Below are 24476 nucleotides of genomic sequence, written 5' to 3'. Positions count from 1 at the left end.
GGAAGGAAAAATATGCACTTCTGTCCAATGCATAAAAAAGCGACGATCAAACGAATCGCCGCCGTTTTACATCATCTTATTGAATTCCTTGCGAAGCCGCTTAATAATTCGCTTCTCTAATCGCGATATGTAAGATTGGGATATGCCAAGCAAATCGGCAACGTCTTTTTGCGTTTTTTCTTCTCCACCTGAAAGCCCAAAGCGAAGTTCCATAATTTGCTTTTCGCGCTCGTTAAGCTGGTGCAGTGCATTAAATAAAAGACGCCGATCAACATCTGCTTCCAAATCTTTTGTAATTACATCATCTTCTGTGCCAAGCACATCCGACAATAGCAATTCATTGCCATCCCAATCAATGTTTAACGGTTCATCAAACGATACTTCGGCACGGACTTTATTATTGCGCCGCAAATACATTAATATCTCATTTTCAATGCAGCGGGACGCATAGGTGGCCAGTTTAATTTTTTTCTCCGGGTTAAACGTATTTACCGCTTTAATCAATCCGATCGTTCCGATGCTAATTAAATCTTCAATATTAATTCCTGTATTTTCAAACTTACGCGCGATATAGACAACAAGCCGTAAATTGCGCTCAATAAGCAGTGATCTTGCCGTTTCGTCCCCGGCAGAAAGCTTTTCGATCAACATTTCTTCCTCTTCTTTTGTCAATGGCGGGGGCAGCGCCTCACTGCCGCCGATATAATATACTTCATCCGTTTTAATTCCTAACTTCGCCAATAGTTTATAGAAAAAATACGTGATGCGAATTTTCCATGTTTTCATGAAAATCCCCCTTCTAAATTAATAAAAAGTGAGTATGATATAGTAACGAATTATGAAGCAGTAAGCTTTCTTCCCCTTTGCACCATTTTCGGATGTATAATGCACTCGTATTCTCCATCTGTGGACAATTTTGTTTCGTTTAATCCGACGAGCCCTTTTTCGACTTCAAGCCATTGCCTTTCATAGAAAATCATAATGCGGTCCGGTTTCACCGCTATTAAAAATTGCTGCTCGCTTCCGACAACCCGGTACGGGATGATGCGCAGCCGATGCATCCACTTTTCAAACACGGGATGATTCGGCCCATCCAGCGCTGTTTCCAGCCGCAGCTGTTGCACTAATTCCTCTGGCAGCACTTCTTTTACTTTTTCCATCTCCACAATCATGACCGGTATTTTCGATATGGGGTCGTATAGCTGATTGCCGCTGTCAATCAGTCCTTTTAATGAAAGCGGCCTGCCGTCAAATACAATAACGACGTCCACAATATGCTCAAACCGCAGCTTTTTTTCGCGAAGTCCATTGATGCGTGCGCGGGAAAACAGCCATAATGCTGGAAATCCGACTAAAACAAACATCCAGCTGACCGGGTCGCCGACACCGAGCGAATATGTTGTCAGCATGCCGCGGTGAATATCAATTTCCCGCTGTAAAAAATAATGCACTGCGACCATACCTCCACCGACGGTAAAGGTGGCAAAGTAAAACGCAAATAAATTTTCTAAAAAATACCTGATACGCTTAAACCCGAAAGCGGTGAAAACGATCAGAAAGGAACAGAACACCTTTATGACAGGGTGCTGAACATACAAAGAAAACGGAGTAAACATCATAACAACAAGCAGGGAGCCAATAAACGCCCCGGCAAGCACCCGCCACCACACGACATCCCTCTTTAGCATGATCGCCGTCAGCCAAAGTAGCAGAGCGTCAAAGCACAAATTTAACAACCAAATAACATCTAAATAAACGGCCAACCAAATAGCCTCCTTTTTCTTACACCAAACAAGCAGTTTCTGAAAATAGTATATAGTACATCTTATTGGAAAGTCTGTCAATTTATGATGATGAAAAACAGGAATTTTTGTCAAAGAAACAAGAAAAGCGGAGGCGGCTCAATTTCGCCTAAAAGCGGCCCGCGTCCTGCGGGCAACGGCGAAATGTCGCCATCCTGGCTCCGCGAAACGCGCTAAGGAGAAGATTATTTTCATGTAAAACCGATTGGTTGGAGATCAGCCACGGAAAAAAAAAGAGCACGAACCATAAAAGATTCGCGCTCTTTCATTTAACGGCGGCGATTGCGATTGCGGAGAAACGCAGGAATATCAAGCGGATCTTCGACTTGCGCCGAACGCAAAGCCGCGTAATCTTGTGGTGCTTCTTCGCGCTTTTCCCGCTTCGGCGCAGGGGTTACTTTCGGAATGGTGCCGATTCCGATCCGCGATGGGCGCGACTGCGAAGCTACATTTTCATTAAATCCTGTCGCAATCACCGTCACGATAATTTCATCTTTTAAGTTTTCGTTAATCACGGAACCGAAAATCATGTTCACATCTTGATCGGCTGCCGATGCCACGATATCAGCGGCTTCTTGCACTTCATAAAGGCTTAAATTCGTCCCGCCGGTAATGTTCATCAATACCCCTTGGGCGCCGTCAATCGACGTTTCTAACAGCGGGCTCGAAATCGCTTTTTTCGCTGCCTCCGCCGCCCGGTTTTCGCCGCTGGCAATCCCGATGCCCATCAACGCCGATCCTTTTTTGGACATAATCGTTTTCACATCGGCAAAGTCCAAGTTAATTAAACCTGGCACAGCAATTAAATCAGAAATGCCTTGCACCCCTTGGCGCAGAACGTTGTCAGCTTCGCGGAATGCCTCCAACATCGGCGTGTTTTTATCGACGATTTCTAAGAGGCGGTCGTTCGGAATGACAATGAGCGTGTCGACGGCTTCTTTCATCGCCGCGATTCCGCTGGCTGCCTGTGTCGCCCGCTTCCGCCCCTCGAATGTAAACGGACGGGTAACTACCCCAACGGTCAATGCGCCTAATTCACGAGCGATTTGGGCAATGACCGGAGCAGCTCCGGTTCCCGTTCCCCCGCCCATTCCGGCTGTCACAAACACCATATCGGCGCCCTTTAGCGCTTCTTCAATTTGTTCCTTGCTTTCTTCTGCCGCTTTTTTTCCAACTTCCGGATTCGCACCTGCTCCTAAGCCGCGCGTTAATTTCGCCCCAATTTGCAGCTTTGTCGGTGCTTTCGATAAATTTAACGCCTGTGCGTCTGTATTGACCGCAATAAACTCCACACCTTGTACACCATGTTCAATCATCCGATTGACGGCGTTGTTGCCGCCGCCGCCAACCCCAATCACCTTAATCGTTGCCATCTGATCAATCGTAGTGTCAAACTCCAACATGACTAAATCCTCCCAAATTCAATCTCTATTCAAAGAAATATCCGAAAAATCTTTTCACCTTTTTCCCAATATTCGCTTCTTTCTTTTTCTGTTTCGGCTGTTGCTTTTGCGGCTGCCTTTCTACCGGCTCCGCCACGGTAGCAGCAACCGGAACCGATTTTCCCTGCAGCATCGCCTGCCGATAAGCAAACTTAATTAATCCGACTCCTGTCGTATATTGAGGATCGCGAACGCCTATATAATCAGGCATCGCAATGCGGACGCTGCTTCCTAATACGACATGAGCCAACTCCAATATTCCCGGCATATTGGCGACACCGCCTGTAAGCACATAGCCGCCAGGTAAGTCGCGAAATCCTAGCTTGCGAATTTCATGTTGAACCATTTGAAAAATTTCTTCCAATCTCGCCTCAATGATATCAGCAATTTCCAATTGGCTAAACTGCTGATGCTGGTCAGTCCCGATAATCGGCACACTGAACACTTCTTCTTCCGAGGCATGATCATAAAAAGCATGTCCATGCTTTAGTTTAATTTTTTCTGCATCTTCCGTTGTCGTGCGGAGTCCGATCGCTAAATCTTTTGTAATATGATCGCCTCCTACTGGCAAAACGGAAGTGGCCTGCAAAAATCCTTGTTCAAAAACGGCGATCGTCGTGGAACCACCGCCAATATCAATCAATGCGACTCCCAGATTTTTTTCATCATCGGACAATGCGAGAGATCCAGCTGCCAGCGATTGCAAGCAAATATCGCTGATTTCCAAGCCAGCCCGTTCCACGCAACGGAGTAAGTTATGTAAAATCGTTTTCGCGCCGGTGATAATGGTCCCTTCCATTTCGAGACGGACGCCGAGCATACCGCGTGGATCATGGATTCCATCCAATCCGTCAACGATAAACTGCCTCGGGATGACGCCAATAATTTCTCGATCTGGAGGAATCGATACGACTTGCGCGGCATCCATCACGCGAGCAACGTCTTCATCAGTAATTTCGCGGTTTTCACTGGAAACGGCGACGATGCCGTGGCAGTCTTGCAGTTGAACATGATTGCCTGTCACACCGACAATCACGCGGCGAATCGTTAAACCAACCATCCGCTCCGCTTGTTCGACCGCCCGCTTGATTGATTGCACCGTTTTATCTATATCAACAATGGACCCTTTTTTGAGCCCTTCCGATTTTACATTTCCTACTCCAATAATGTTAATGGATTCGTTTAACATTTCTCCGATGATGACTTTAACACTGGATGTGCCAATGTCAAGACTAACGACGATCTCATTGCTGCTCATCTTTTGGTACCTGCCTACTAAAACCGTATATGTACCGCCTCCATCAATCATTCTAGTATTTATGTTTTCGCGGTCTATTTACGTATTTTAGTAAGCAGTGACACCTCCTTTTAGGCTAAAATTTATAGATCCCAGTAGCCAGAATCTTTCAATCTATAACAGTCCGATTATGGATTAGATCATTTGCTATAAAGGCAATGAAATTATTTTTGGTACCGTCAAGAATTTTGTGTAATATAATGGGGGTAGGGTTTCTCTGAAATGGATTTGGAATGAATAGGGAACTAGTTTCCTCCACACAGGAGACTGAATATTCAGTCTCCTGTGTGGAAAGGGAGAATCCCCCTATTTTGTTTATTTACAGTATTTGGTTAATGATAACGTTCTTCAAACATTCGCTCGAGGGCTTCCTGTGCTTCGGCAAATCCTCGCAACTTTCGCCCTGCCCATTTCTCATTAAAATCTTGAATGGTCAAATATACGATTTTTTCAGCGGCTTCTAAACTATTCAAACTGTTCATCGGCTTTAGACGTTTCCGAATCTCCTTGATCGTTCGTTCAATGGCATTCGTCGTGTAAATCACACTTCGAATACTGCTTGGATAATCCATAAATGTAAGGAGGACATCCAACTCATTGGCCCAAGATTGAACTTCTCTCGGATACTTGCTTGACCATTTCGACTCAAACTGTTGAAACATCTGTAACGCCATCTCCTTATTCGGCGCGCGATAAATCAGCCTGAGATCCTCGGCCACTTCAAATTGGTCTTTTTTCCGAACACGATGGAGCGTGTTACGGACTTTGTGAACGACACAACGCTGCACATCGGCTTTCGGATAAACCGCCTTAAAGGCTTCCTCCAACCCTGGTAGTCCATCGAATATGCCCAGAAGCACTTCCTTGGCGCCTCTTTGGTAGAGGTGTTGAAGAATTTCCTGCCATACATAGGCGCTTTCTTGTCCTCCCACAAAGAAATCAAGAATTTCGCGATATCCTTCTTCGTTCACCCCTAACACCACATAAATGACTTCTTTCTCCACGGTTTCGCGACGAAGTTTTACGTATAAACCATCCAAATATAAGACGGAATAACGCTTGTGCAGTGGACGAGTGTGCCATTTCTCGATGTCTTCCTTCACGACATCGGTAATACGGCTGATCGTCGCAGGAGAATAGGTGCTTCCTAGAATTCGTTCGATAAACTTGCCAATTTCCCGTGTACTCATGCCACTTTGGTACATCCTAATGATTGCTTCCTCCAGCCAGCCGGTGTGCCGTTGGTAAGGGGCAAACAACTGTGTTTGAAATTCTCCGTTTCGGTCTCTAGGGACCAAAAGACCTTCAATCCGGCCATATTGCGTATCTAGATTTCGTTGATAGTAGCCGTTTCTCATATTTGATGTTCCGGCCTGTTCTATTTCGAGGAAATTCTTGATTTCTTCCCGCATGATCAGTTCTAATTTTTCCTTTACAAACTGACGAATGACACTTTCCAGTTGATTTGCCCAGTCGACATTCGGTATACTTTTAGACATAGGTAGGGTTCTCCTTTCTCTGGAATGTTTGGGTTCAATCAGAGAATACCCTACCTTTTTTATTTTGATCTAGTAAAATGCTTTACACAAAATTTTATACATCATCTTATTTTTTACTCCATATAATTCAACATGTCAAGAAACTTTCCCTTTTTTCCAATTAACTTTTTTCACGGTTTTGCCGCCTTTCCATCCATTCAGTAAGCAGGAGACGACGGATGACGGCAATATTTTGGAAAAGACGCACCCCAAACGCAAATACAGCTGCTAAATACAAGTCTACACCAAGATGAACACCAAGAAAAGTTAAAGTTGTTGCTAAAATGATGTTAAAAAAGAACCCTGTTATAAATACTATTTCGTCATACGTCTGCTGTAAATGGGCGCGAAACCCACCAATTAATGTATCAAATGCTGCCAGAATTGCAATGGATAAATAATTAGAATATTCGTCGGGAACGCGCAAGTCTGTCCAAAACCCAACGAGGAAACCGATCAATAAGCCGATGAGCGGAAGCCACATGCTATTTCTCCTCCTTTTTGGCCTTTACCGTTTCCATATATTTCACATTCCATTTTTCGTGAGAGGGTGGAATCACGACCATTGCCAACGGCTTCGAAATGGTAAGCTGCAAATTTTCCACAATAAAATCATCTCGGATCGTCGATACATTTAGGCGGTTGTATAACATTTCAGCATCATCGGAAATTACCTTCACTTCAATAGGCAACGAAGAAATTTTGCGGTCCCCAATTTTCGTGATGCCATTGACATCGCGAATCGCCGTTGTGTTTGTAATCCGCTCGTCGGCAATAGCAATTTCTTTCGCACCATACATATTTAATTCATTTATCAGCCGCTGTAACAGCTCGGGAGACACCGTTTCTGTAATCGGGCCGACATAATTGTCGGAATAAAACGGTTCGATCCTCAGCACGACGCCTGGGCCTTCCGCTTTCGTCAAGCCGGCTTCCTGCTCCAATTCCCTTACCGTTTCACGCAAAACCGCTTCTTGGTTTGAGCGCTGCTTTTGCTTATAGTCCCGTAATTTTCCCTCATAGTCTTCCATTTCAAGCAGAAGCTGCCGTTGCAGCTGCTGTTCTGTTTTTAAATCGGCGCGCAATTCCCAAATATCGCGCGTATCGCGAATTTTCGGGTGCGATGTTGTTTGCAGTCCAACAGCGAACATAAACCCAAAAATCGTCGTAATACAAGTGAAATAGATCGTTTTCTTACGCTCCAATCATCTTCACCATTCTTTCTATACAGACCGTTTACGGACGATGAGCCGGAAAAATAGGATCTAGCACAATTTCGTCTTTACTAGTAATCTTCACCGTTATGTTATCTTGCACAAGCTGGTCCATTACCCCGCCGGGAATATTCAACGCGGAAATGAGAACGTCCGGATTGCCAATCGCCGAAATAATAAAAGGGGCGGCATGCTGCGTACCATCCACTTCAATGACAGGGCCGTTGCAAACAATATATGAACGGTGAGAAATCCGCTGGCCGTTAATGGCGATGGCTTCCGCCCCGGAAATAAGGAGTTCGTGAATCACTTTAAAAACGTGCTGTTCATGAACGATGTAGTCGGTCGCGCTTTGCTCCGAAGGGACATAGGAAGCGTCCGATAACGTTACTTCAATTCCTTTCCCTTTCACTTTCGCTTCTCCGACATACATGCGCAAATTTTCCGCTTCTTTAGCCAAACTGGTACGCACTGTCCGCTCGTTGGCTAACGCTTTTTCCATGTCGGTCACTTCGCTTTGTTTTTGCACTAACTCGTTTTTTAATTTCCGGTTTTCTTTTTGGATTTGGATCAGCTGTTGCCGGTACTCATATTCCTTTTGCCATTGCCGGTCCGTGATGTTTCGTCGCGCCGCTTCCTTTTTTGTATACTGATACGAAAACGCGAGCATCATTCCAAATATAAAACAGATGAAAGAAAGGATGACACGATTATTTTTTTGTTTTCTCATTGTCATCCTCCTTTTTTGGCGGTTGATAAGGAGTAAAATAATTGCTCACTTCTAGATGGATGACTCCTTTTACGTTTGGATCCAATTGCCGCACAATAGCCGGGTATAACGACATTTTCTCAGCAAAATTGTGTATGCTCGTGCTTACTTCAAAACCGTCGTTCATATAAACAGTAACATGATCAGGAACATCATTGTTTGGCGTATAATGAATTTCCGAAATGGCATTTAATACCGATGGGGAAAGTTGCGCCAATTGTCCTGTCATTTCTTGTATGTCTTCTCCCTTTTTCCAGTTCACTAAAATTGGCGCATCACTTGGCGCGGTTTTCGATGTATGTTTTTTTAATAGGTAACCATTTTCTAAAAGCGGGAAAAAGGTTTGTCCGTCATAAATATAAGCGATTCTTCGCCATTCGTTCACGCGAATGATGATGGTATTTGGGAAATGTTTTTCTACGGATACACTCTTCACTTCCGGATGTTTCTCGAGATTTTGCTTTACTTCGTCCTCTTTTACTTTCCAAAAGCTTGTCCGTTTCGTTATGCCGCTTAAGGCAATAATTTGCCCAGCCGGGAGATGCTCATTTCCCTTTACTTCAATGTGCCGGACGTTGCTTAATGGAGACTGAAAATAAAGCACGCATAAGATAAAAAGAAAAAAGAAAGAAATATACACAATTAAACGGCGATTTGCTTTTTGCCTACGCCGTTCTTTCAGCTTCGGTACCCGCTCCTCAAGAACAACTACTTTTCCTTTTTCCAAAATGATTCACCGCTTTCTGCCCTAAACTCGAAAGCATGGTTATAAAAACAAACGGCACACGCAGATGCCGTTTGTTAGACAAAAGAAAAACTCGTTTTCATTATATCATAATTGTTTTAAAATAGAGAGCTAGATTTTTACAACTTTCGTCCAATAATCTCCACTTCTGTCTGCAAATGAATCCCATATCGTTCATAAACGGTTGTTTTCACAAACTGAATTAAGTCGAACACATCTTGTGCCGTTGCTGTCCCTGTATTGACAATAAAGTTGACATGCTGCTCGGAAATTTTCGCGCCGCCGATAGCATATCCTTTTAAGCCGGCTTCCTCAATCAGTTTTCCGGCATAATGCGGCAAAGGATTACGGAAAATGCTGCCGGCACACGGCTTATCCCACGGCTGTGTTTCCCGGCGGTAATCTTTGTTTTTCCGCATCTTTGCCATAATTTCTTCGCGATTTCCGGATGCGAGCTGAAGCTCAGCGGCAAGACAAATTCCACGTTTTTTCGTCTGCAGCACAGAAGTGCGATAGGCAAATTCCATTTCCTCGTTCGTTAGCCATTGGATCGTTCCGTCTGAGAATAAAATAAGCGCTCTCTTCACAATTTGCGACATATCGGAACCGTGAGCCCCCGCGTTCATATAAACGGCTCCTCCGACCGAACCGGGAATCCCGCTGGCAAATTCCAAACCGGATAATCCTTGTTTGCTCATTAGCGTAGCGAGACGCACCAATGAATATCCGCCACCGACCGTCACCGTTTCCCCGTCGGCATGCAGCTCATCGAACCCTTCTCCGATTTTCATCACTACTCCTTCCACTCCTGCGTCAGAGACGAGCAAATTCGAACCACGGCCAATCGCGCGCCAAGGCACTTGATGCTGTTGGATAATCGCCATCGCTTTCTTGAGGCTTTCTACGTTGTCCGGTTTAATAAATACGTCGGCTGGGCCGCCGACTTTCATCGTTGTATGATTCGCTAACGGTTCCATTTCTTTTACTTTTCCGACATTGGCGCTTAATAGCTCTTTCACCATCGCCTTCATCACTGTCATCTCCTTTCCTAGCCGCCTATGTATATACGTATGCGCAGTGTATAGTAGAGGCCACCGTTTTCACATATAAACAAAATGAGAGGGTGTCTCCCCGTATTTAGAGAGATACCCTTTTTCTCTTTTTTATGCGCATCCAAAATATTATATCCCGTCTGGCGATATGGCGTTTGTTTGGTCAATATCTTGCATGTTTGCTAATATTTAATAACACGCCGATCGCCATCAACATCAGCGTCAGCGACGAACCGCCGTAGCTTAAAAACGGCAGCGTAATCCCCGTTACCGGCATTAATCCTGTAACAACGCCAATATTAATCATCACTTGAATCGCTACCATACAAATAATGCCGATCGCCAGAAAACTCCCGTATAGATCCGGCGCTCCAAGCGCGATGCGGACCCCACGCCAAAGCAGCAGGCTAAATAGCAACAATACAAGTGATCCACCGATAAAGCCAAGTTCTTCTGCTAGAATTGCAAAAATAAAGTCCGTTTGCGGCTCCGGCAAATAAAAAAACTTTTGCCGGCTTTGTCCTAATCCTAAGCCAAACAACCCGCCAGGACCGATCGCATAGAGCGATTGAATGATTTGAAACCCGCTGCCAAGCGGATCTTCCCACGGATTTAAAAAGGAAGTGATCCGCTTAATGCGGTACGGCGCTGACAAAATAAGAGCAGCAAAACCTGCCAGTCCGAGCACCCCTAGCCCGATAAAATGGCTGATGCGCGCACCGGCGACAAAAATCATCGCAATGCACGTCCCAACCATAACGGTTCCCGTTCCTAAATCGGGCTGAAGCATAATCATTCCAAACGCCGCAAATACCAATGCTAACGCAGGCAACAGCCCTTGTTTAAACGATATAATGTTTTTTTGGTTTTCCGATAAATATTTGGCCAAAAAGGCAATCATGGCAAGCTTCATAAATTCAGACGGCTGGATCGAAAAAGCACCGACACCAATCCAGCTGCGTGACCCGTTACGAACCATGCCGATACCCGGAATTAATACAAGAACAAGCAACACAAAACAGATGATCAGCAATGCTTTCGACCAATCACGCCATGTCCAATAATCGATATTCATAATAAAGAACATGGCAAAGATGCCGACCCCGGCAAACAAAAGCTGCCGCTTGGCAAAGAAAAATGAGTCATGAAACTTATATTCCGCCCAAACGGCACTGGCGCTGTACACCATAATCAATCCAATGGCTAATAAGGAAAACGTAAGGATGATTAACAAAAAATCAGGCGTAGACTTTTTCCGCGGCAATGCCCAACACCTCTGCTTTTTTATACTGGGGGAAAGGCTGTCCTTTCCCCTCTATTTCAACTTATGCACGGCGTTGATAAAAATGTCCCCTCTTTGTTCAAAAGTTTTATATTGATCCCAGCTTGCACACGCCGGCGATAATAAAATGACATCGCCCGGCTGCGATAATCGGTAGGCAACCGGCACGGCTTTTTCCACATTATCGACATATTCAATCGTTTCTATTCCCGCTTGTTTGGCGATACGGGCGATTTTTGGCGCCGTTTGCCCAAACAAGATGATCGCTTTGACATTGCGCAAATAAGGAAGAAGGGCATCAAATTCATTGCCGCGGTCTAGTCCGCCTGCTAACAAAATAACCGCATCATTTTCGAAAGCGGCCAGCGCTTTTTGCGTCGCCAAAATATTCGTTGCTTTCGAGTCATTGAAAAACCGTCTTCCGTCAATCGTGTCCACGTATTGCAGCCGATGTTTCACTCCGGTAAATGTCGTCAACACTTGATGAATCGCTTCATTGTCTACGCCTGCTAATTTGGCTGCAGAAATCGCCGCTAATATATTTTCCAAATTATGTTTCCCTGGCAGAACAATATCGGAAACAGCAATAACCTTCTCATCATTCCAGTAAACCATGCGGTCTTTTATATAAGCGCCGTGTTCGAGCACTTTGGTCGTCGAAAAAAGAATTTTTTGCGCCTGAATGTTCTCGGCAAGCTGCATTACCAGCTCGTCATCTGCGTTGACAACCGCGTAATCTTCCTTTGTCTGGTTTTTAAAAATATTGGCTTTTGCCTGCGCGTAAGCCTCCTTGGTGCCATGGTAATCTAAGTGGGCGTCAAAAATGTTTAATAAGACAGAGATATGCGGGCGAAACTCACGAATTCCCGCAAGCTGAAACGAAGAAAGTTCCGTCACAAGCCATTGATCCGCCTTTGCCTTTTTCGCCACTTCACAAGCAACCAAGCCGATATTTCCGGCAAGCAGCGGCTCTTTTCCGCCTGCCTGCAGCATTTCATAAATTAAAGTGGTAGTCGTTGTTTTCCCGTTCGAACCGGTGATACCGATAAACGGCGCTTCGGAAATGTGGTAAGCTAACTCTACCTCCGTTACCACCGGCAATCCTTTTTCGAGCGCCTTTTTTACTATCGGATTTGTATAGGGAATCCCTGGATTTTTCACAACGAAATCAAACGGCTCATCCAACAGCTCAGGCGGATGGCCGCCGCAAATGACTCGAATTCCTTCTTGCTCTAGCTGCTTCGCTTTCGAATTCTCTTCAAACGATTTTTGATCATTAACGGTGACAATAGCGCCTAGCTCATGAAGGAGCTTCGCCGCCGCAAATCCACTTTTCGCTAAACCGATGACTAACACCCGACGATGTTGATAGAAAGCTGTCTGTTTCAATTAGATCCACACCTCGATATAAATTCCTAGCATTGCAAATAGTAAGCCGACTGCCCAGAACGTAACGACGACACGCCATTCCGACCAGCCAACAAGTTCATAATGATGATGCAACGGGCTCATGCGGAATACGCGTTTTCCCGTTGTTTTAAAGGAGATGACTTGAATAATTACCGATAACGTTTCAATGACAAAAACGCCGCCAATAATGACGAGCAAAATTTCCAGTTTCGTTAAAATGGCGACGGCAGCGATAGCCCCTCCTAACGCAAGCGATCCTGTATCTCCCATAAACACTTTCGCCGGATGGGCATTAAACACTAAAAAGCCTAACACCGCTCCGACAACGGAAACACAGAAAATCGCAATATTATACTGACCTTGGTTCCAAGCGAGAACGGCATAGGCGCCAAAAGCGATCGCCGCTGTGCCAGCCAATAATCCGTCCAGTCCATCCGTTAAATTGACGGCATTCGAACCGCCAACAAGCATAAAAATAAGCAAAAACACATATCCCCAGCCAAGGTTAACGGAAAGATCGGTTCCCGGAATATGTAAGGCAGTAGAAAAACCGTTGTGCTCATAGACAAGGAAAAAGATAATCGCGATAATCACTTGTCCGATTAACTTTTGTTTGCTTGTCAAACCAAGGTTTCGCTTCATCACCACTTTAATCATATCATCTAAAAAACCAAGCACTCCGTAACTGACCGTGACAAACAAAAGCAAATATGTTTCCACAGAAAGAGTAGAGAATTTTTTTGTCATCCATAACGTGGTGACAACGAGGGAAAGCAAAATCATAATGCCTCCCATCGTTGGGGTGCCTGATTTTTTTTGATGCGATTTTGGCCCTTCTTCCCTGATGCTTTGCCCAAATTTTAACCGTCGCAAAAACGGAATAAAAATTGGTGATAATATTACCGTAATGATAAATGAAAGAGCGATGGCAAAAACAATGACTTGTTCTAGCATGAATGGTCACATCCTTCTTTTCCTTGGGCATCCATCCATTTCTGCTGCAGACGTTTTAACGCACCAAACACCGCTATATCATATGAATCATTTCGTCCATTATGCGCAGAAACCGTTAGATGAAATATCGTTTTTTCGACCGCATCACTGTCCCACTGCATATATGAATCTAACAGCTTTTCTAGCGTCTGAAGCGGCGAGGTGACAAAAAAGAGCGGAAATTGATTCGGAATGTAGCGCGGCAATTCTTCTTCTTCCTGCCAAAGCGCTGCAATCGCGCCATTTTCAATGGCAATTTTTAATGTTTCCGCTCCACGCCCAAGCGGAACAAACAACCCTTTGGGCGCATGTTGGTGCGGGTCGACAAAAACATGGCGAAATTGAATCGTATCATCGACAATCCCGCGAGCTTGTTTGCACAGCCGCTTCACCATTTCGTACGTCAACATATGCCCCTTCTCTCCTTAATCACTTCGCGGGCAACGGCGCGATCATCAAAATCCATGATGCGATCGCCAATAATCTGATATGTTTCGTGCCCTTTGCCAGCAATTAAAATAATATCCCCTTCTTCCGCCTGCCCAATGGCATAGCGAATCGCTTCTTTGCGGTCGACCATCGTGACATAGCGCGCGCCGGGAACACCCGCTTCCATATCGCGCAAAATTTGCTCCGGTGGCTCGGACCGCGGATTGTCGGAAGTAAAAATCGCTACATCCGCGTACTTGACCGCTGTTTGCGCCATCAGCGGCCGTTTCGTGCGGTCGCGGTCGCCTCCACAACCGACAACGACATACACGTTTTTCTTGGCAAATTGCCGAATCGTTCGGAGAACATTTTCGAGACTATCTGGCGTATGTGCATAATCGACGATTACTGTAAAGTTTTGCCCTTCATCGACCGTTTCAAACCGCCCGGCAACACCGCTTATGTCTTCTATCGCCTCGACAATGACAGGGAGAGGAAAACCGGATACGAGGCAGGCAGAAGCGGCAGCCAGCAGATTATATACATTAAACAGACCGATTAATTTTGTCCGCACTCGTACCGTACCGTATGGGGTGACAAGATCAAACGCCATCCCATTTGGTGCTATCTCAATCTGCTTTGCCATAATATCACTGTCTGTTTCAATACCGTATGTAATGACGGTTGCTGCCGTCATATGCTTATAATATTGAGAAGCAGGGTCATCATTATTTAATATGGCGAACTTTGGCCGCTTATGGTCATAGCGGTTGCCAAGCTGAGCAAACAACAGCCCTTTTGCGTTGCGGTATTCGTCCATCGTTCCATGATAGTCAAGATGGTCTTGCGTCAAATTCGTAAATACGGCCACATCATAATCACAGCCGTGCACCCGCCCCATATGAAGAGCATGGGAAGATACTTCCATAGCCGCTATCTCCACACCTTCATCGACCATTTGCTTAAACATACGTTGCAACAATAGCGATTCTGGTGTTGTATTTTGCGTCGGATATGCATGGTCGCCAATTTTCACATTTACCGTCCCGATTAATCCTGTTTTTTTCCCTGCTTTTCTGGCGATGTGCTCTATTATATGAGTCGTTGTCGTTTTTCCGTTTGTGCCCGTAACGCCGATTAAATGCAGTTTATGCGTCGGCTGCCCATAAAAAGCGTCGGCGAGCACCGCCATTGCCCGTCGGCTGTCCCGTACAACAACAACAGGCACATCGACATCAAGCGGCCGTTCAGCAATGATCGCTGCCGCCCCATTTTCAACCGCCTGTCTGGCGAAGTCATGGCCGTCAACGGTAAATCCTTTGATGCAAATAAACAACGCTCCTTTTTTTACTTGCCGCGAATCCATTTCGATCGAAGAAATGTCTGGGTTCTCACCGGCATACGCTGTAAAGTCGTGCAAATACGAAAGCAGTGTCTGCAACTTCACTATTGTTCATCCCTTTCGCTTCATCATAGTTCGTTTCTAGCGGAAAACAAACAAGCAGCGGAAAAAGGGGCGAGACAGAATCGATGATGATTTGCATCAGCCGCCCCCTAAAATGTATCCCACGCTTTATTGTGTTTTTTCTTCCGAAGATGGCGTCTTTTTCGCCAAATAAACGCGGATCGTTGCCCCAGCTTTTACTTTTGTCCCCGGCTCCGGGGCTTGTTCCACGACAACGTCGCCTTCTCCACTAACATCTAATTTTAAGTCAAAAAGCTGCTGTTGCAAGTCTTTTTTTGATAAACCGATTAAATTCGGAACTTCAATCATTTTCGGATCATTCCATGCCCGCTCTTTTTCTAGTTGCTCTTTTCGCGGTTTTACGCCAAGCACACGCAAGCTGTCTTCCATAATTTTTCCGACAATCGGTGCTGCAACAACGCCTCCAAATTGCACGGTGCCTTTCGGATTGTCAACGGCAACATACACGACAAGCTGTGGGTCGTCTGCCGGTGCGAATCCGATAAAGGAAACGATATAGTTATTTTTTAAATAGCGGCCATTTTTCGCTTTTTGTGCCGTTCCTGTTTTTCCGCCAACCCGATATCCTTCCACGTAAGCGCCTCTCCCTGTTCCCTGGGCGACCACGCTCTCTAAAGCATAACGGACTTGCTTGGACGTTTCCTCGGAAATAACACGTCGCTTCTCTTTTGGCGTATTGCGGCTAATCACTTTTCCTGTTTCTGGATCGATCCATTGTTTGGCGATATATGGAGTATACAAAATTCCGCCGTTGACCGCTGCGGAAACGGCCGCTACTTGCTGGATCGGCGTCACCGATACCCCTTGGCCAAATGCCGTTGTTGCCAGTTCCACCGGGCCTACACGTTTCAAATCAAACAAAATGCCGGTTCCTTCCCCTTGCAAATCAATTCCCGTTTTTTCACCAAACCCAAACTTCTTAATATAATCAAACAATTTTTTCTTTCCAACCCGCTCGCCGAGCTCGACAAAACCCGGGTTGCACGAGTTTTGTACTACCTCTAAAAACGTTTCACTGCCATGTCCTCCTCTTTTCCAGCAACGCAGCGTAGCACCCGCCACTTTGACATATCCAGGGTCATAGAAATGATCTCTTAATAAATTTACTTTTTTTTCTTCTAACGCTGCTGCCAGCGTAATAATTTTAAATGTTGATCCAGGTTCATATGTACTCCAGATCGGCAAATTGCGGTTGTAAATTTCCTGAGGGACATTGCGATAGTTTGCCGGATCAAATGTCGGCCGGCTCGACATCGCCAAAATTTCCCCTGTATTCGGGTTCATGGCAATCGCAATAATGCCGTCTGGATTATACCTCGCTTCCGCAATGTCGAGTTCCCTCTCGACAATCGTTTGAATGCGTGAATCAATCGTCAGCATCAAATTCAAGCCGTCTGTCGGCGGTGTATATTCATCCGTCATATTTGGCATCCTTTTTCCCTTCGCATCGGAATAAAATTGCACCGACCCACGCTGACCGCTCAATTCTTTATCGTAATAAAGCTCCAGTCCTGTCAATCCTTGATTGTCGATACCGGTGAATCCTAACACATGGGACAAATAGCTGCCAAACGGATAGTAGCGTTTCGTATCCTCGGCAATATATACTCCTTTTAAACCGAGGGCGCGAATTTCTTTTGCTTTTTCGTTTGAAATTTTTCTCCCTTCCGGAATGCGTTCAATCGACGTTTTTTTCGTAATACGTTTATATATCTTCTCGACAGGCGCATTTAACACTTTCGCTAACTTTTCTGCCGTATCGGCCGGATTTTCAATTTGCCGCGGAATCACGTATACGGTCGGAGCGCTCATATTGGTGGCAAGCGGAACACCGTTGCGGTCCAAAATTTCTCCGCGCTTCGGTTCGAACGGGATGTTCCTGCTCCATGAATCTTTGGCCCGCTCAGTCAGCGTATTTCCTAATATAAATTGCACATAGCCAAGGCGAATATCGATAATCGCAAAAATGAGCACCCCAACGAGCAAAACAACCATCAGCCGTTTACGCACGGTGACATGGGAAACGCGCATATAGCAGAACCTCCTTTATGATGGGCTCGTTCCACTATATGCTTGTACTCCCCATTATAGAACGGCCGAAATTACTCCTGTGGACCGTCGCTTTTTCTATCCGCTGCTTCTTTTTGTTTTTGCATTACCGCTTCATCCCATTTGCGCGGCTCTGCCAGTTCGACAATTAAGTAGTCGCCTTTTTTAACGATTGCCCCTGGGCGAATATTTTGGCTCACCACATACCCGTTTCCTTTCACGCTAGTCTGAAGCCCAAGAAGTTCCGCTACCTTCATGACATCACGCAGCGACCAGCCGCGGACATCCGGCATCACCGCTTCGCCGTCCGTTTTTAGCACGACTCGTTCTCTGGCGATAATGCGATCTCCCGCTCGCGGTATATGTTCTTCAATTTGCTGCCCTTTTCCGATGACGACCGGAATAAGTCCTTTTTCTTTTAACTCCTTCACCGCTTCTTCTGTCGAACGGCCGACATAAGAGGCTATTTCCATTCCAACTGCTTGCTCCTTCACCTTCTTATCCTGATTTGGCGAAGGCTGAATGTGCAAATATTGCAGACTGTTTTTCATCACGCTCGTAAAAATACGAGAAACCGGTGCAGCGCCCGTCTCTGTATATGATAATTTCGGCTGCTGGACGGCTACATACATAATGAGGCGAGGATCTTCTTTCGGAGCCATTCCCAAAAAGGAAAAAATATAATTTTCTCGGCCTATTAAATATCCCCCATTCGGTGATGGGATTTGCGCCGTTCCCGTTTTTCCGGCCACCCGGTAGCCTTCGATTTGATATGGACGCCCCGTCCCATGCTCGGAAGTAACGACCGTTTCCAATATATCTAACACTTTATGCGCCGTATCTTCCGTAATCGGTTGGCCGACCACTTCCGGCTCGTGTTTCATTATGACCTTTCCCGTATCGGGATCAACGATACGGTCAATCACATACGGTTTCATCATTTTTCCGCCGTTAGCGATCGCGGTAGCCGCCTGAATTTGCTGAATTGGCGTTACTGACGTCCCTTGTCCGAACCCGGTTGTAATCCGCTCAATCGGATAGCGATAATGAATTTGTCCTACCGCTTCTCCAGGAAGATCAATGCCAGTTTTTTGGTCAAAGTGAAACCGGTGCAAATATTGCAAAAAGCGGTCTTCTCCGAGCTTTTCTTTGACTAAAATCGCAAAAGCGACATTGGAGGAACGCTGGACGCCCTCGTTAAATGTAATCGTTCCCCAGCCTACTTTATTATGGTCGCGGATAACATTCGGTCCTACTTTATAGGCACCGGAGTGGTATTGCTCATTGCCGTTATACACCCCTTCATTAATCGCGGCAGCAAGCGTAAAAATTTTCATCGTCGATCCCGGCTCATACGGATACGAAATCGCATCGTTAAAATAGTTGGTAATATCGCGTTTATTCGGGTCAAAGCTTGGTCTTGTCGCCATCGCTAAAATTTTTCCTGTTTTTGGGTCGGCGACAATCGCAATGATTTTTTTCGGCCTATATTGTTTTTCAACCTCATTCATCGCATCTTCCAAAAACGATTGAATTTTTCCGTCAATTGTTAAATATACATTGTCGCCGTTATTAGGCGGAACGATCTTTTCCTTCGTATTTGGCAGACGGAAGCCGTTTATATCTCCGGCAAAAGAAACGTAGCCGTTCTTTTCACGCAAATACTTATCCAACTTTTTCTCAAGCCCCATTTTTCCGACTGTTTCGTTGTTCTCCATTTTTTGTGCATAGCCAATGACATACGAAGCGAAATTCCCGTTTGGATAAAACCGTTTTGTATCACGGATAAATCCGATTCCTGGAAGATGGAGCGCCTCAATTTTTTGCTTTAGCTCATAACTAATATTTCGCCCATGGGAGCCAAATTCCACTTGTTTGGCATTTTTCGTTAAAATCTTCTCGACTTCATCGACCCCCATGTTTAACAACGGAGCCAGCTTTTGGGCGGTCCTGTGCGGATCGACAACATGTCTTGGATGCTTAGGATCGATCGTCATCTTAGGGTCAAGAATAGCAACAACGGTATAGGACGGCACATCCTCCGCAAGCACCTCGCCGTTCCGGTCAAAAATGGTTCCGCGTTTTGCATCAAGCGTCCGTTTCTGTTTGTATTTTTCTTCCGCCTTCACTGCCAACACCTGGCCATCGGCGACTCCCGTTACTTGTAGCTGAATAAAACGGGCAAATAACACAAAAAAGAGCAGACCGAATAGGAAAAATAATACAGCTGCTCCTTTATGTGTATTTTTATGCTTTTTCATATCCATCGGCAATCATTCCTGTACAACTTTTACATTGTTTTCGTTTAACGAGAGGCCGAGCTCTTTCGCCTTTTGCAAAATCCGTTCGTACGTGCTTAATTGTTGCACTTCGACATATAAATCACGGTTTTGTTTTTGCTGTTCTTGAATCGCTTCTTCCAGCTTTTGAATTTCTTTGTTCGTTTGATAAATCTTCACTTGGTTGGACACCATATGTACAGCCGTGTACAAAACAAACAGGCAAAACGAGAGAAACAAAAGCTTTTCCCCTAACGTAAAACGAATGCGCAGCTTTCGTTGTTTTCTCGTATGGGGACGCGACGATGGGCGCTGCTGTTCGTGAATTTTTACCGCTGTATTGTTCATTCTTTTTCCCTCCTGTTTATAAATGTTTTATCTTCTTTTTCTTTCATACCGGCGATAGATGGAAGCTTTTTTGTTTATAGCTTTTCGGCGATGCGCAACTTCGCAGAGCGCGCCCGATGGTTTTGTTCCACTTCTTCTTCGGAAGGAACGATCGGCTTTTTCGTAATCATTTTTAGTACGGGGCGGTGCTGATCAGGAATAAGCGGAAGTCCGGGAGGAAGCTGTGGACCTTGGCTTGCTTCTTTAAAAGCCACTTTACAAATCCGGTCTTCTAACGAGTGAAACGTAATCACACTAATTCTTCCACCGCGTTTTAATAAATCAATCGCCTGTGCAATCGCTTCTTTAAATGCTTGCAACTCATCGTTGACAGCGATGCGGATCGCCTGAAAAATTCGTTTCGCAGGATGTCCTCCGCTCCGTCTCGCTGGCGCCGGAATCGCTTCTTTAATGATGTTTACTAGTTCTCCCGTCGTTTCAATTCGCCTTTCTTTGCGCACTTCTTCAATTTTTCGCGCCACCTGTTTCGAAAATTTTTCCTCACCATAATGAAAAAAGATATGGACCAGCTTTTCATACGGCCAATGGTTGACGATGTCATACGCCGTTAACGATTGTTCGCGGTTCATCCGCATATCCAATGGCGCATCATAGTGATAGCTAAACCCTCGCTCCGGTATATCCAGCTGCGGCGAAGACACTCCTAAATCAAATAAAATCCCGTCTACTTCTTCCACTCCGCGCGCCGCCAGTTCCTCTTGCAAAAAACGAAAGTTTCTATGAATAAACGTTACTTGTTTCTCGTAACGGGCTAACCGTTTTCGCGCATGTGCGATGGCCATATCATCTTGATCAAAGGCAAATAAACGGCCTTTTTCTGACAATTGCGAAAGCAAATACTCGCTATGCCCGCCGCCGCCAAGCGTGCAGTCGACATAAGTTCCATCCGGTTTGATACAAAGCCCATCTACTGCTTCTTTTAATAGTACGGTTGTATGTTGAAACACATGTTCACCACCTTTATCACTCATTGCTGCGTATTGATCCGCCTCATCGCAGCATAGCTTGTCTCATTTCTAACAGGGCGATCGTTTATTTATTATACCGCAAAACCTAACAAAATTTTAGCTTTTTTTGTAAAAACACGTCTTCTTCTGTTTGTTTTTGTCATATTTCGGCGTAACCCTTATCATTGCGAACATACGTTTTTATTTTACTTTTTTTCCATCAATTGTATGGTGTAACTATTTATTCATTCTAATAAAAAAAAATCCTGCAACAAACAGGATTTTTCTTTTCGACTTTTTCTTTGAAAAAGCCTTATATATATACAATTTTATGCATTCCGTTCCAATGGTCATTCCATTGAAAAAGTTTTTCTACAAAACCAAATCCGTATTTGTTAATGTAATAGAAAATGTTCCAAATCCGTTCCTGCGGCGCTTTATTCGGTCTTAATGCCATTTCCACTCGCAAAAATTTTTGTAATTGCACTTCATATTTCCTCATTAACGCCCGCTGCAACGTTTGCTGAAGAAAATCGATTTGTGCCTGCACAAGAGTAGCATTTTTCGCCAACACTCCCGCTAATCCGCGGTCAATTTCCATACCGATTTCCCTCAGCGGGCGGTGAATCTCCTCGATTTCCTCCTTCGCTTTCGCGAATATGTCTTCAAGCGGATAACGGGTTTTTTCCGCCAGCCATTGTTGTTTTACCGTTTCGATCCGTCCGTTGAGCACATCCATAATATCAATGCCGATGTCGGCTAGATCGGTTTGGATGGAGCGCTCAACAATCGTCATATGAAGGCGTGGAACAACAGGTGGCATTTGTAAACCAAAGATGGAGAACGTCCCTTTCAGCTCAGCCCAGTAAGCGATTTCTCCAGGCCCGGCCACAAACGCCAGCGTCGGCAGCAAAAATTCTTGCATAAGCGGGCGGGTTACGACATTATTGCTTAGATGTGCCGGCTTTGTTTTGGCCAGTTGCATCAATTCCTCTTTCGCAAACAGGACTTCTCCTTTTTTACTGCAAAACATCTCTTTCTGCGGATCATATTCAAGCAGCCAACGTTCCCGTCCATCATAATAAAATAAATTGGCGGAATGTGGATGGATATCGAGCATCTGTTGATATCCGAGCTCGCGAAGCTCTGCTTGTTTTTGCAGCACGGCAGCCGTTACATCGCGATGGCGCTCGATCAAAGCAGCAAAAAAGTCACCCTCAAGCGCGCGCAACCCGGCATCGGCCGCATTCAGCACAACCAAACCTTCCGAAGCAAATAGACGCAAAACGATTGAAGCGAAAAAGTCGACAAATGTTTGCGATTCATCCAAACATTGGAATAGAAAATCGAGCAGCTTATTGGTCGTCTCTGTTTCCCCGTATGTTTTGACAACATTAGCAATCCATTCATAACCGCTTTGACGGTCTAGCGGCACATCCGCCACCATACGTTTTTCCTGTGGGAGGTGAGGATAAACGTATTTTTTCATTTTCCCGCCTTCACTAACGTACACGTGATTGACTTCGGCGATATCATGATCTTCACCGGCAATCCAAAAAAGCGGGACAACCGGCACTCCTAATTGCCTTTCTTGCTCTTTCGCAAGCTGGATGATTGTAATGATTTTGTAAATGGTATAAAGCGGACCGGTCAACAGTCCCGCTTGTTGCCCTCCAACAACCACTACGCTTTCTGGATCAAGCAGTTTTTCGATATTCTCCATCGTTTTGACGCTTGCCGAAAACTGCTTATGATAGGAACGCAAATAGGACACTAGCTCGCGGCGGGAATACGTTCTTTCTTTTATGTCAGAAAGCCGCCTCCGGAACACATTCTCCGCTTCGAGCGAATAAGAAAAGCCTTTTTCTGTTGGAAAAGTACCATTTATGTAATCGGTTGCTAACGGTGTAGTAGCCGCCAAAGGAACCTCGCGAACTTCCATGTGAAAAAACTCCCTTTCTTTATGTATGTTCTTTCATGAGTATAGCATTTCTTTTTGGTAAATGAAAAAATAGTTGCTCACTACTATCCGCCGTTTTTCTTTACAAATTAGCCAGTACTCTCGTCACCATGCCATAGACAAGCAAACCGACATAAAGCGAGGAAAACAATAGAAAACTCGCCCGCCAAAACAGCCGGAAAACCGGGACCAAATGAAAATCTGCTTTTTTCCTCCAATATCCGATCGCAATCAACATATGCATCACTAATAAAAAGAGAATAATATACAATAAATACGATTTTCCCGACAAAATGATAAGCAAATAGTGAACAGCAACAATAAAAAAAAGCGTAGACACGTTTACCGCTGCGTAGAACGATTTTCGTTTTCTTTTCCATACCTTGCGTGCGCAGAAATAGACAAAGAAAAAGGCGAATAATGGCACCGTGACAAATGTCGCGATCAGCCGGGCCAGCAGCTCACCCATTTTTTTCTCCTCCTTCCTCCATCCCCTTTACCGCATAAAACAAAAATCGCACAAGCGGCAGCGATAGGCCAAGTTCGTCCCCTTTTTTTAACACATATCCCAAAATAGCGTCCACTTCCGTTTTGCGCTGTTGTGCAATATCCATCAACATCGATGAATAATTTTTGGCCGTTTTTTGACAAATGCTCACAATATGCTTCCATGCCGCCTCACGGTCCTTAATTGGCAATACTTGTTGCAATTCGGAAAACAACAGTTTCATCATTTCGTAATACGGCGCCACTTGCAGCAACTTTCCGTTTGGAACGCGTAAAAGTGCCGTCAATGGATTAATGACGGCATTAACAATCAATTTTTTTACTAGCATTTGCTCCCAGTCATCAGCAATTTCAAACGAAAAATCAGGAATACATGTTGCTGCTAGAGGAACAACGTCTTGCAATGTGCCATATAAGCTTGCTAGCACAATTTTTCCAATTCCGGTATGCTCTACAGTACGGTCGTCCCGCTTTATTGCGCCATGCTCCACCACACCGACAATCACATTTTTTTCGGCAAAAGAAGCTAGCTTTTCCACATGCCCCATTCCATTTTGTAAAAATACGACGTTGCGAACATGTTGAAACCGATCTTTGCTGTCAAGGACGGCCTCCATATCGTACTGTTTCACCGTGACAAACACAATATCATCATGAATGGCTGCTTGGGCAAACGGCATCGCCCGCAGAGAAATGCATGTCGTTTCCCCTTTTTTTTCAAGCAGCAAACCCTCATCCATTAATCGCTTTGCTTGCAGCGCTCGCCTTGTGTACACAGTGACTTCATATTCTTTGCCTAAATATGCGGCGACTAACAAACCGATCGCTCCACCGCCGACAATGCCAATTCTCACAACATTCCCTCCG

Annotated in this window: 22 protein-coding genes; all 22 read right to left on the bottom strand. The window is 45.0% G+C overall.

What is annotated here, in order from left to right; translation table 11 throughout:
* Nucleotides 1-66: 66 nt before the first annotated feature.
* The 22 genes from sigE to BDD39_RS03505 all read right to left on the bottom strand — a co-directional run bounded on the left by sigE (nucleotide 67) and on the right by BDD39_RS03505 (nucleotide 24463).
* Nucleotides 67-786, bottom strand: a complete 720-nt coding sequence (gene sigE / locus BDD39_RS03610) for an RNA polymerase sporulation sigma factor SigE (RefSeq protein WP_166908198.1) — start codon at nucleotides 784-786, stop codon at nucleotides 67-69.
* Between the two features lie 50 nt (nucleotides 787-836).
* The gene (gene spoIIGA, locus BDD39_RS03605) at nucleotides 837-1763 is read right to left on the bottom strand and encodes a sigma-E processing peptidase SpoIIGA (RefSeq protein WP_166908196.1); all 927 of its coding nucleotides are present in this window, start codon (nucleotides 1761-1763) and stop codon (nucleotides 837-839) included.
* A gap of 308 nt (nucleotides 1764-2071) precedes the next feature.
* Complete coding sequence (ftsZ, locus tag BDD39_RS03600; protein ID WP_166908194.1) at nucleotides 2072-3205, bottom strand: cell division protein FtsZ; 1134 nt, start codon at nucleotides 3203-3205, stop codon at nucleotides 2072-2074.
* Nucleotides 3206-3230: 25 nt separating this feature from the next.
* On the bottom strand, nucleotides 3231-4502 hold the full coding sequence (gene ftsA / locus BDD39_RS03595; RefSeq protein WP_166908192.1) for a cell division protein FtsA: 1272 nt from the start codon (nucleotides 4500-4502) through the stop codon (nucleotides 3231-3233).
* 371 nt (nucleotides 4503-4873) lie between these two features.
* Entirely contained in the window at nucleotides 4874-6040 is a 1167-nt protein-coding gene (locus tag BDD39_RS03590; protein ID WP_166907797.1) for an IS256 family transposase, read from the bottom strand.
* 160 nt (nucleotides 6041-6200) lie between these two features.
* Nucleotides 6201-6563, bottom strand: coding sequence for a small basic family protein (locus BDD39_RS03585; protein ID WP_166908190.1), 363 nt, complete (start codon nucleotides 6561-6563; stop codon nucleotides 6201-6203).
* 1 nt (nucleotide 6564) lies between these two features.
* Nucleotides 6565-7284, bottom strand: coding sequence for a DUF881 domain-containing protein (locus BDD39_RS03580; RefSeq protein ID WP_208404330.1), 720 nt, complete (start codon nucleotides 7282-7284; stop codon nucleotides 6565-6567).
* Between the two features lie 31 nt (nucleotides 7285-7315).
* Nucleotides 7316-8023, bottom strand: coding sequence for a DUF881 domain-containing protein (locus tag BDD39_RS03575; protein WP_166908188.1), 708 nt, complete (start codon nucleotides 8021-8023; stop codon nucleotides 7316-7318).
* Nucleotides 8004-8789: a cell division protein FtsQ/DivIB gene (locus BDD39_RS03570; protein ID WP_208404329.1), complete on the bottom strand. Its 786-nt coding sequence runs from the start codon at nucleotides 8787-8789 to the stop codon at nucleotides 8004-8006. Before BDD39_RS03570 ends, BDD39_RS03575 begins: the two co-directional genes overlap by 20 nt.
* A gap of 137 nt (nucleotides 8790-8926) precedes the next feature.
* Entirely contained in the window at nucleotides 8927-9838 is a 912-nt protein-coding gene (gene murB, locus BDD39_RS03565) for a UDP-N-acetylmuramate dehydrogenase (RefSeq protein WP_166908186.1), read from the bottom strand.
* A gap of 184 nt (nucleotides 9839-10022) precedes the next feature.
* Nucleotides 10023-11123: a stage V sporulation protein E gene (gene spoVE, locus BDD39_RS03560; RefSeq protein WP_166908183.1), complete on the bottom strand. Its 1101-nt coding sequence runs from the start codon at nucleotides 11121-11123 to the stop codon at nucleotides 10023-10025.
* A 51-nt stretch (nucleotides 11124-11174) separates the two neighbouring features.
* Complete coding sequence (gene murD / locus BDD39_RS03555; RefSeq protein ID WP_166908181.1) at nucleotides 11175-12530, bottom strand: UDP-N-acetylmuramoyl-L-alanine--D-glutamate ligase; 1356 nt, start codon at nucleotides 12528-12530, stop codon at nucleotides 11175-11177.
* A complete protein-coding gene (gene mraY / locus BDD39_RS03550) occupies nucleotides 12531-13505 on the bottom strand; it encodes a phospho-N-acetylmuramoyl-pentapeptide-transferase (protein WP_166908178.1) in 975 nt (324 codons plus the stop codon).
* Nucleotides 13499-13954, bottom strand: a complete 456-nt coding sequence (locus BDD39_RS03545; RefSeq protein ID WP_166908176.1) for a hypothetical protein — start codon at nucleotides 13952-13954, stop codon at nucleotides 13499-13501. The genes mraY and BDD39_RS03545 overlap by 7 nt, the downstream gene beginning before the upstream one ends.
* Nucleotides 13948-15420, bottom strand: coding sequence for a UDP-N-acetylmuramoyl-L-alanyl-D-glutamate--2,6-diaminopimelate ligase (locus BDD39_RS03540; protein ID WP_166908174.1), 1473 nt, complete (start codon nucleotides 15418-15420; stop codon nucleotides 13948-13950). The genes BDD39_RS03545 and BDD39_RS03540 overlap by 7 nt, the downstream gene beginning before the upstream one ends.
* A 126-nt stretch (nucleotides 15421-15546) precedes the next feature.
* On the bottom strand, nucleotides 15547-17490 hold the full coding sequence (locus BDD39_RS03535; protein WP_166908172.1) for a stage V sporulation protein D: 1944 nt from the start codon (nucleotides 17488-17490) through the stop codon (nucleotides 15547-15549).
* A 71-nt stretch (nucleotides 17491-17561) separates the two neighbouring features.
* The gene (locus BDD39_RS03530; protein ID WP_166908170.1) at nucleotides 17562-19775 is read right to left on the bottom strand and encodes a penicillin-binding protein; all 2214 of its coding nucleotides are present in this window, start codon (nucleotides 19773-19775) and stop codon (nucleotides 17562-17564) included.
* 6 nt (nucleotides 19776-19781) lie between these two features.
* The gene (gene ftsL / locus BDD39_RS03525; protein WP_166908167.1) at nucleotides 19782-20135 is read right to left on the bottom strand and encodes a cell division protein FtsL; all 354 of its coding nucleotides are present in this window, start codon (nucleotides 20133-20135) and stop codon (nucleotides 19782-19784) included.
* Nucleotides 20136-20209: 74 nt separating this feature from the next.
* Nucleotides 20210-21142 (bottom strand): 16S rRNA (cytosine(1402)-N(4))-methyltransferase RsmH, encoded by a 933-nt coding sequence (gene rsmH / locus BDD39_RS03520; RefSeq protein ID WP_166908164.1) that lies wholly within the window; start codon nucleotides 21140-21142, stop codon nucleotides 20210-20212.
* A gap of 313 nt (nucleotides 21143-21455) precedes the next feature.
* Entirely contained in the window at nucleotides 21456-23084 is a 1629-nt protein-coding gene (gene bshC / locus BDD39_RS03515) for a bacillithiol biosynthesis cysteine-adding enzyme BshC (protein ID WP_166908162.1), read from the bottom strand.
* Between the two features lie 100 nt (nucleotides 23085-23184).
* A complete protein-coding gene (locus BDD39_RS03510; RefSeq protein ID WP_166908160.1) occupies nucleotides 23185-23571 on the bottom strand; it encodes a DUF3397 domain-containing protein in 387 nt (128 codons plus the stop codon).
* Entirely contained in the window at nucleotides 23564-24463 is a 900-nt protein-coding gene (locus BDD39_RS03505) for a 2-dehydropantoate 2-reductase (protein WP_166908158.1), read from the bottom strand. The genes BDD39_RS03510 and BDD39_RS03505 overlap by 8 nt, the downstream gene beginning before the upstream one ends.
* Between the last annotated feature and the right edge of the window lie 13 nt (nucleotides 24464-24476).

The sequence above is a fragment of the Saccharococcus thermophilus genome (assembly GCF_011761475.1).
GTDB classification, from domain to species: Bacteria; Bacillota; Bacilli; order Bacillales; family Anoxybacillaceae; genus Saccharococcus; species Saccharococcus thermophilus.
Note: the sequence above shows the minus strand (reverse complement) of the source record. Positions and strands in the feature narration are given on the sequence as shown.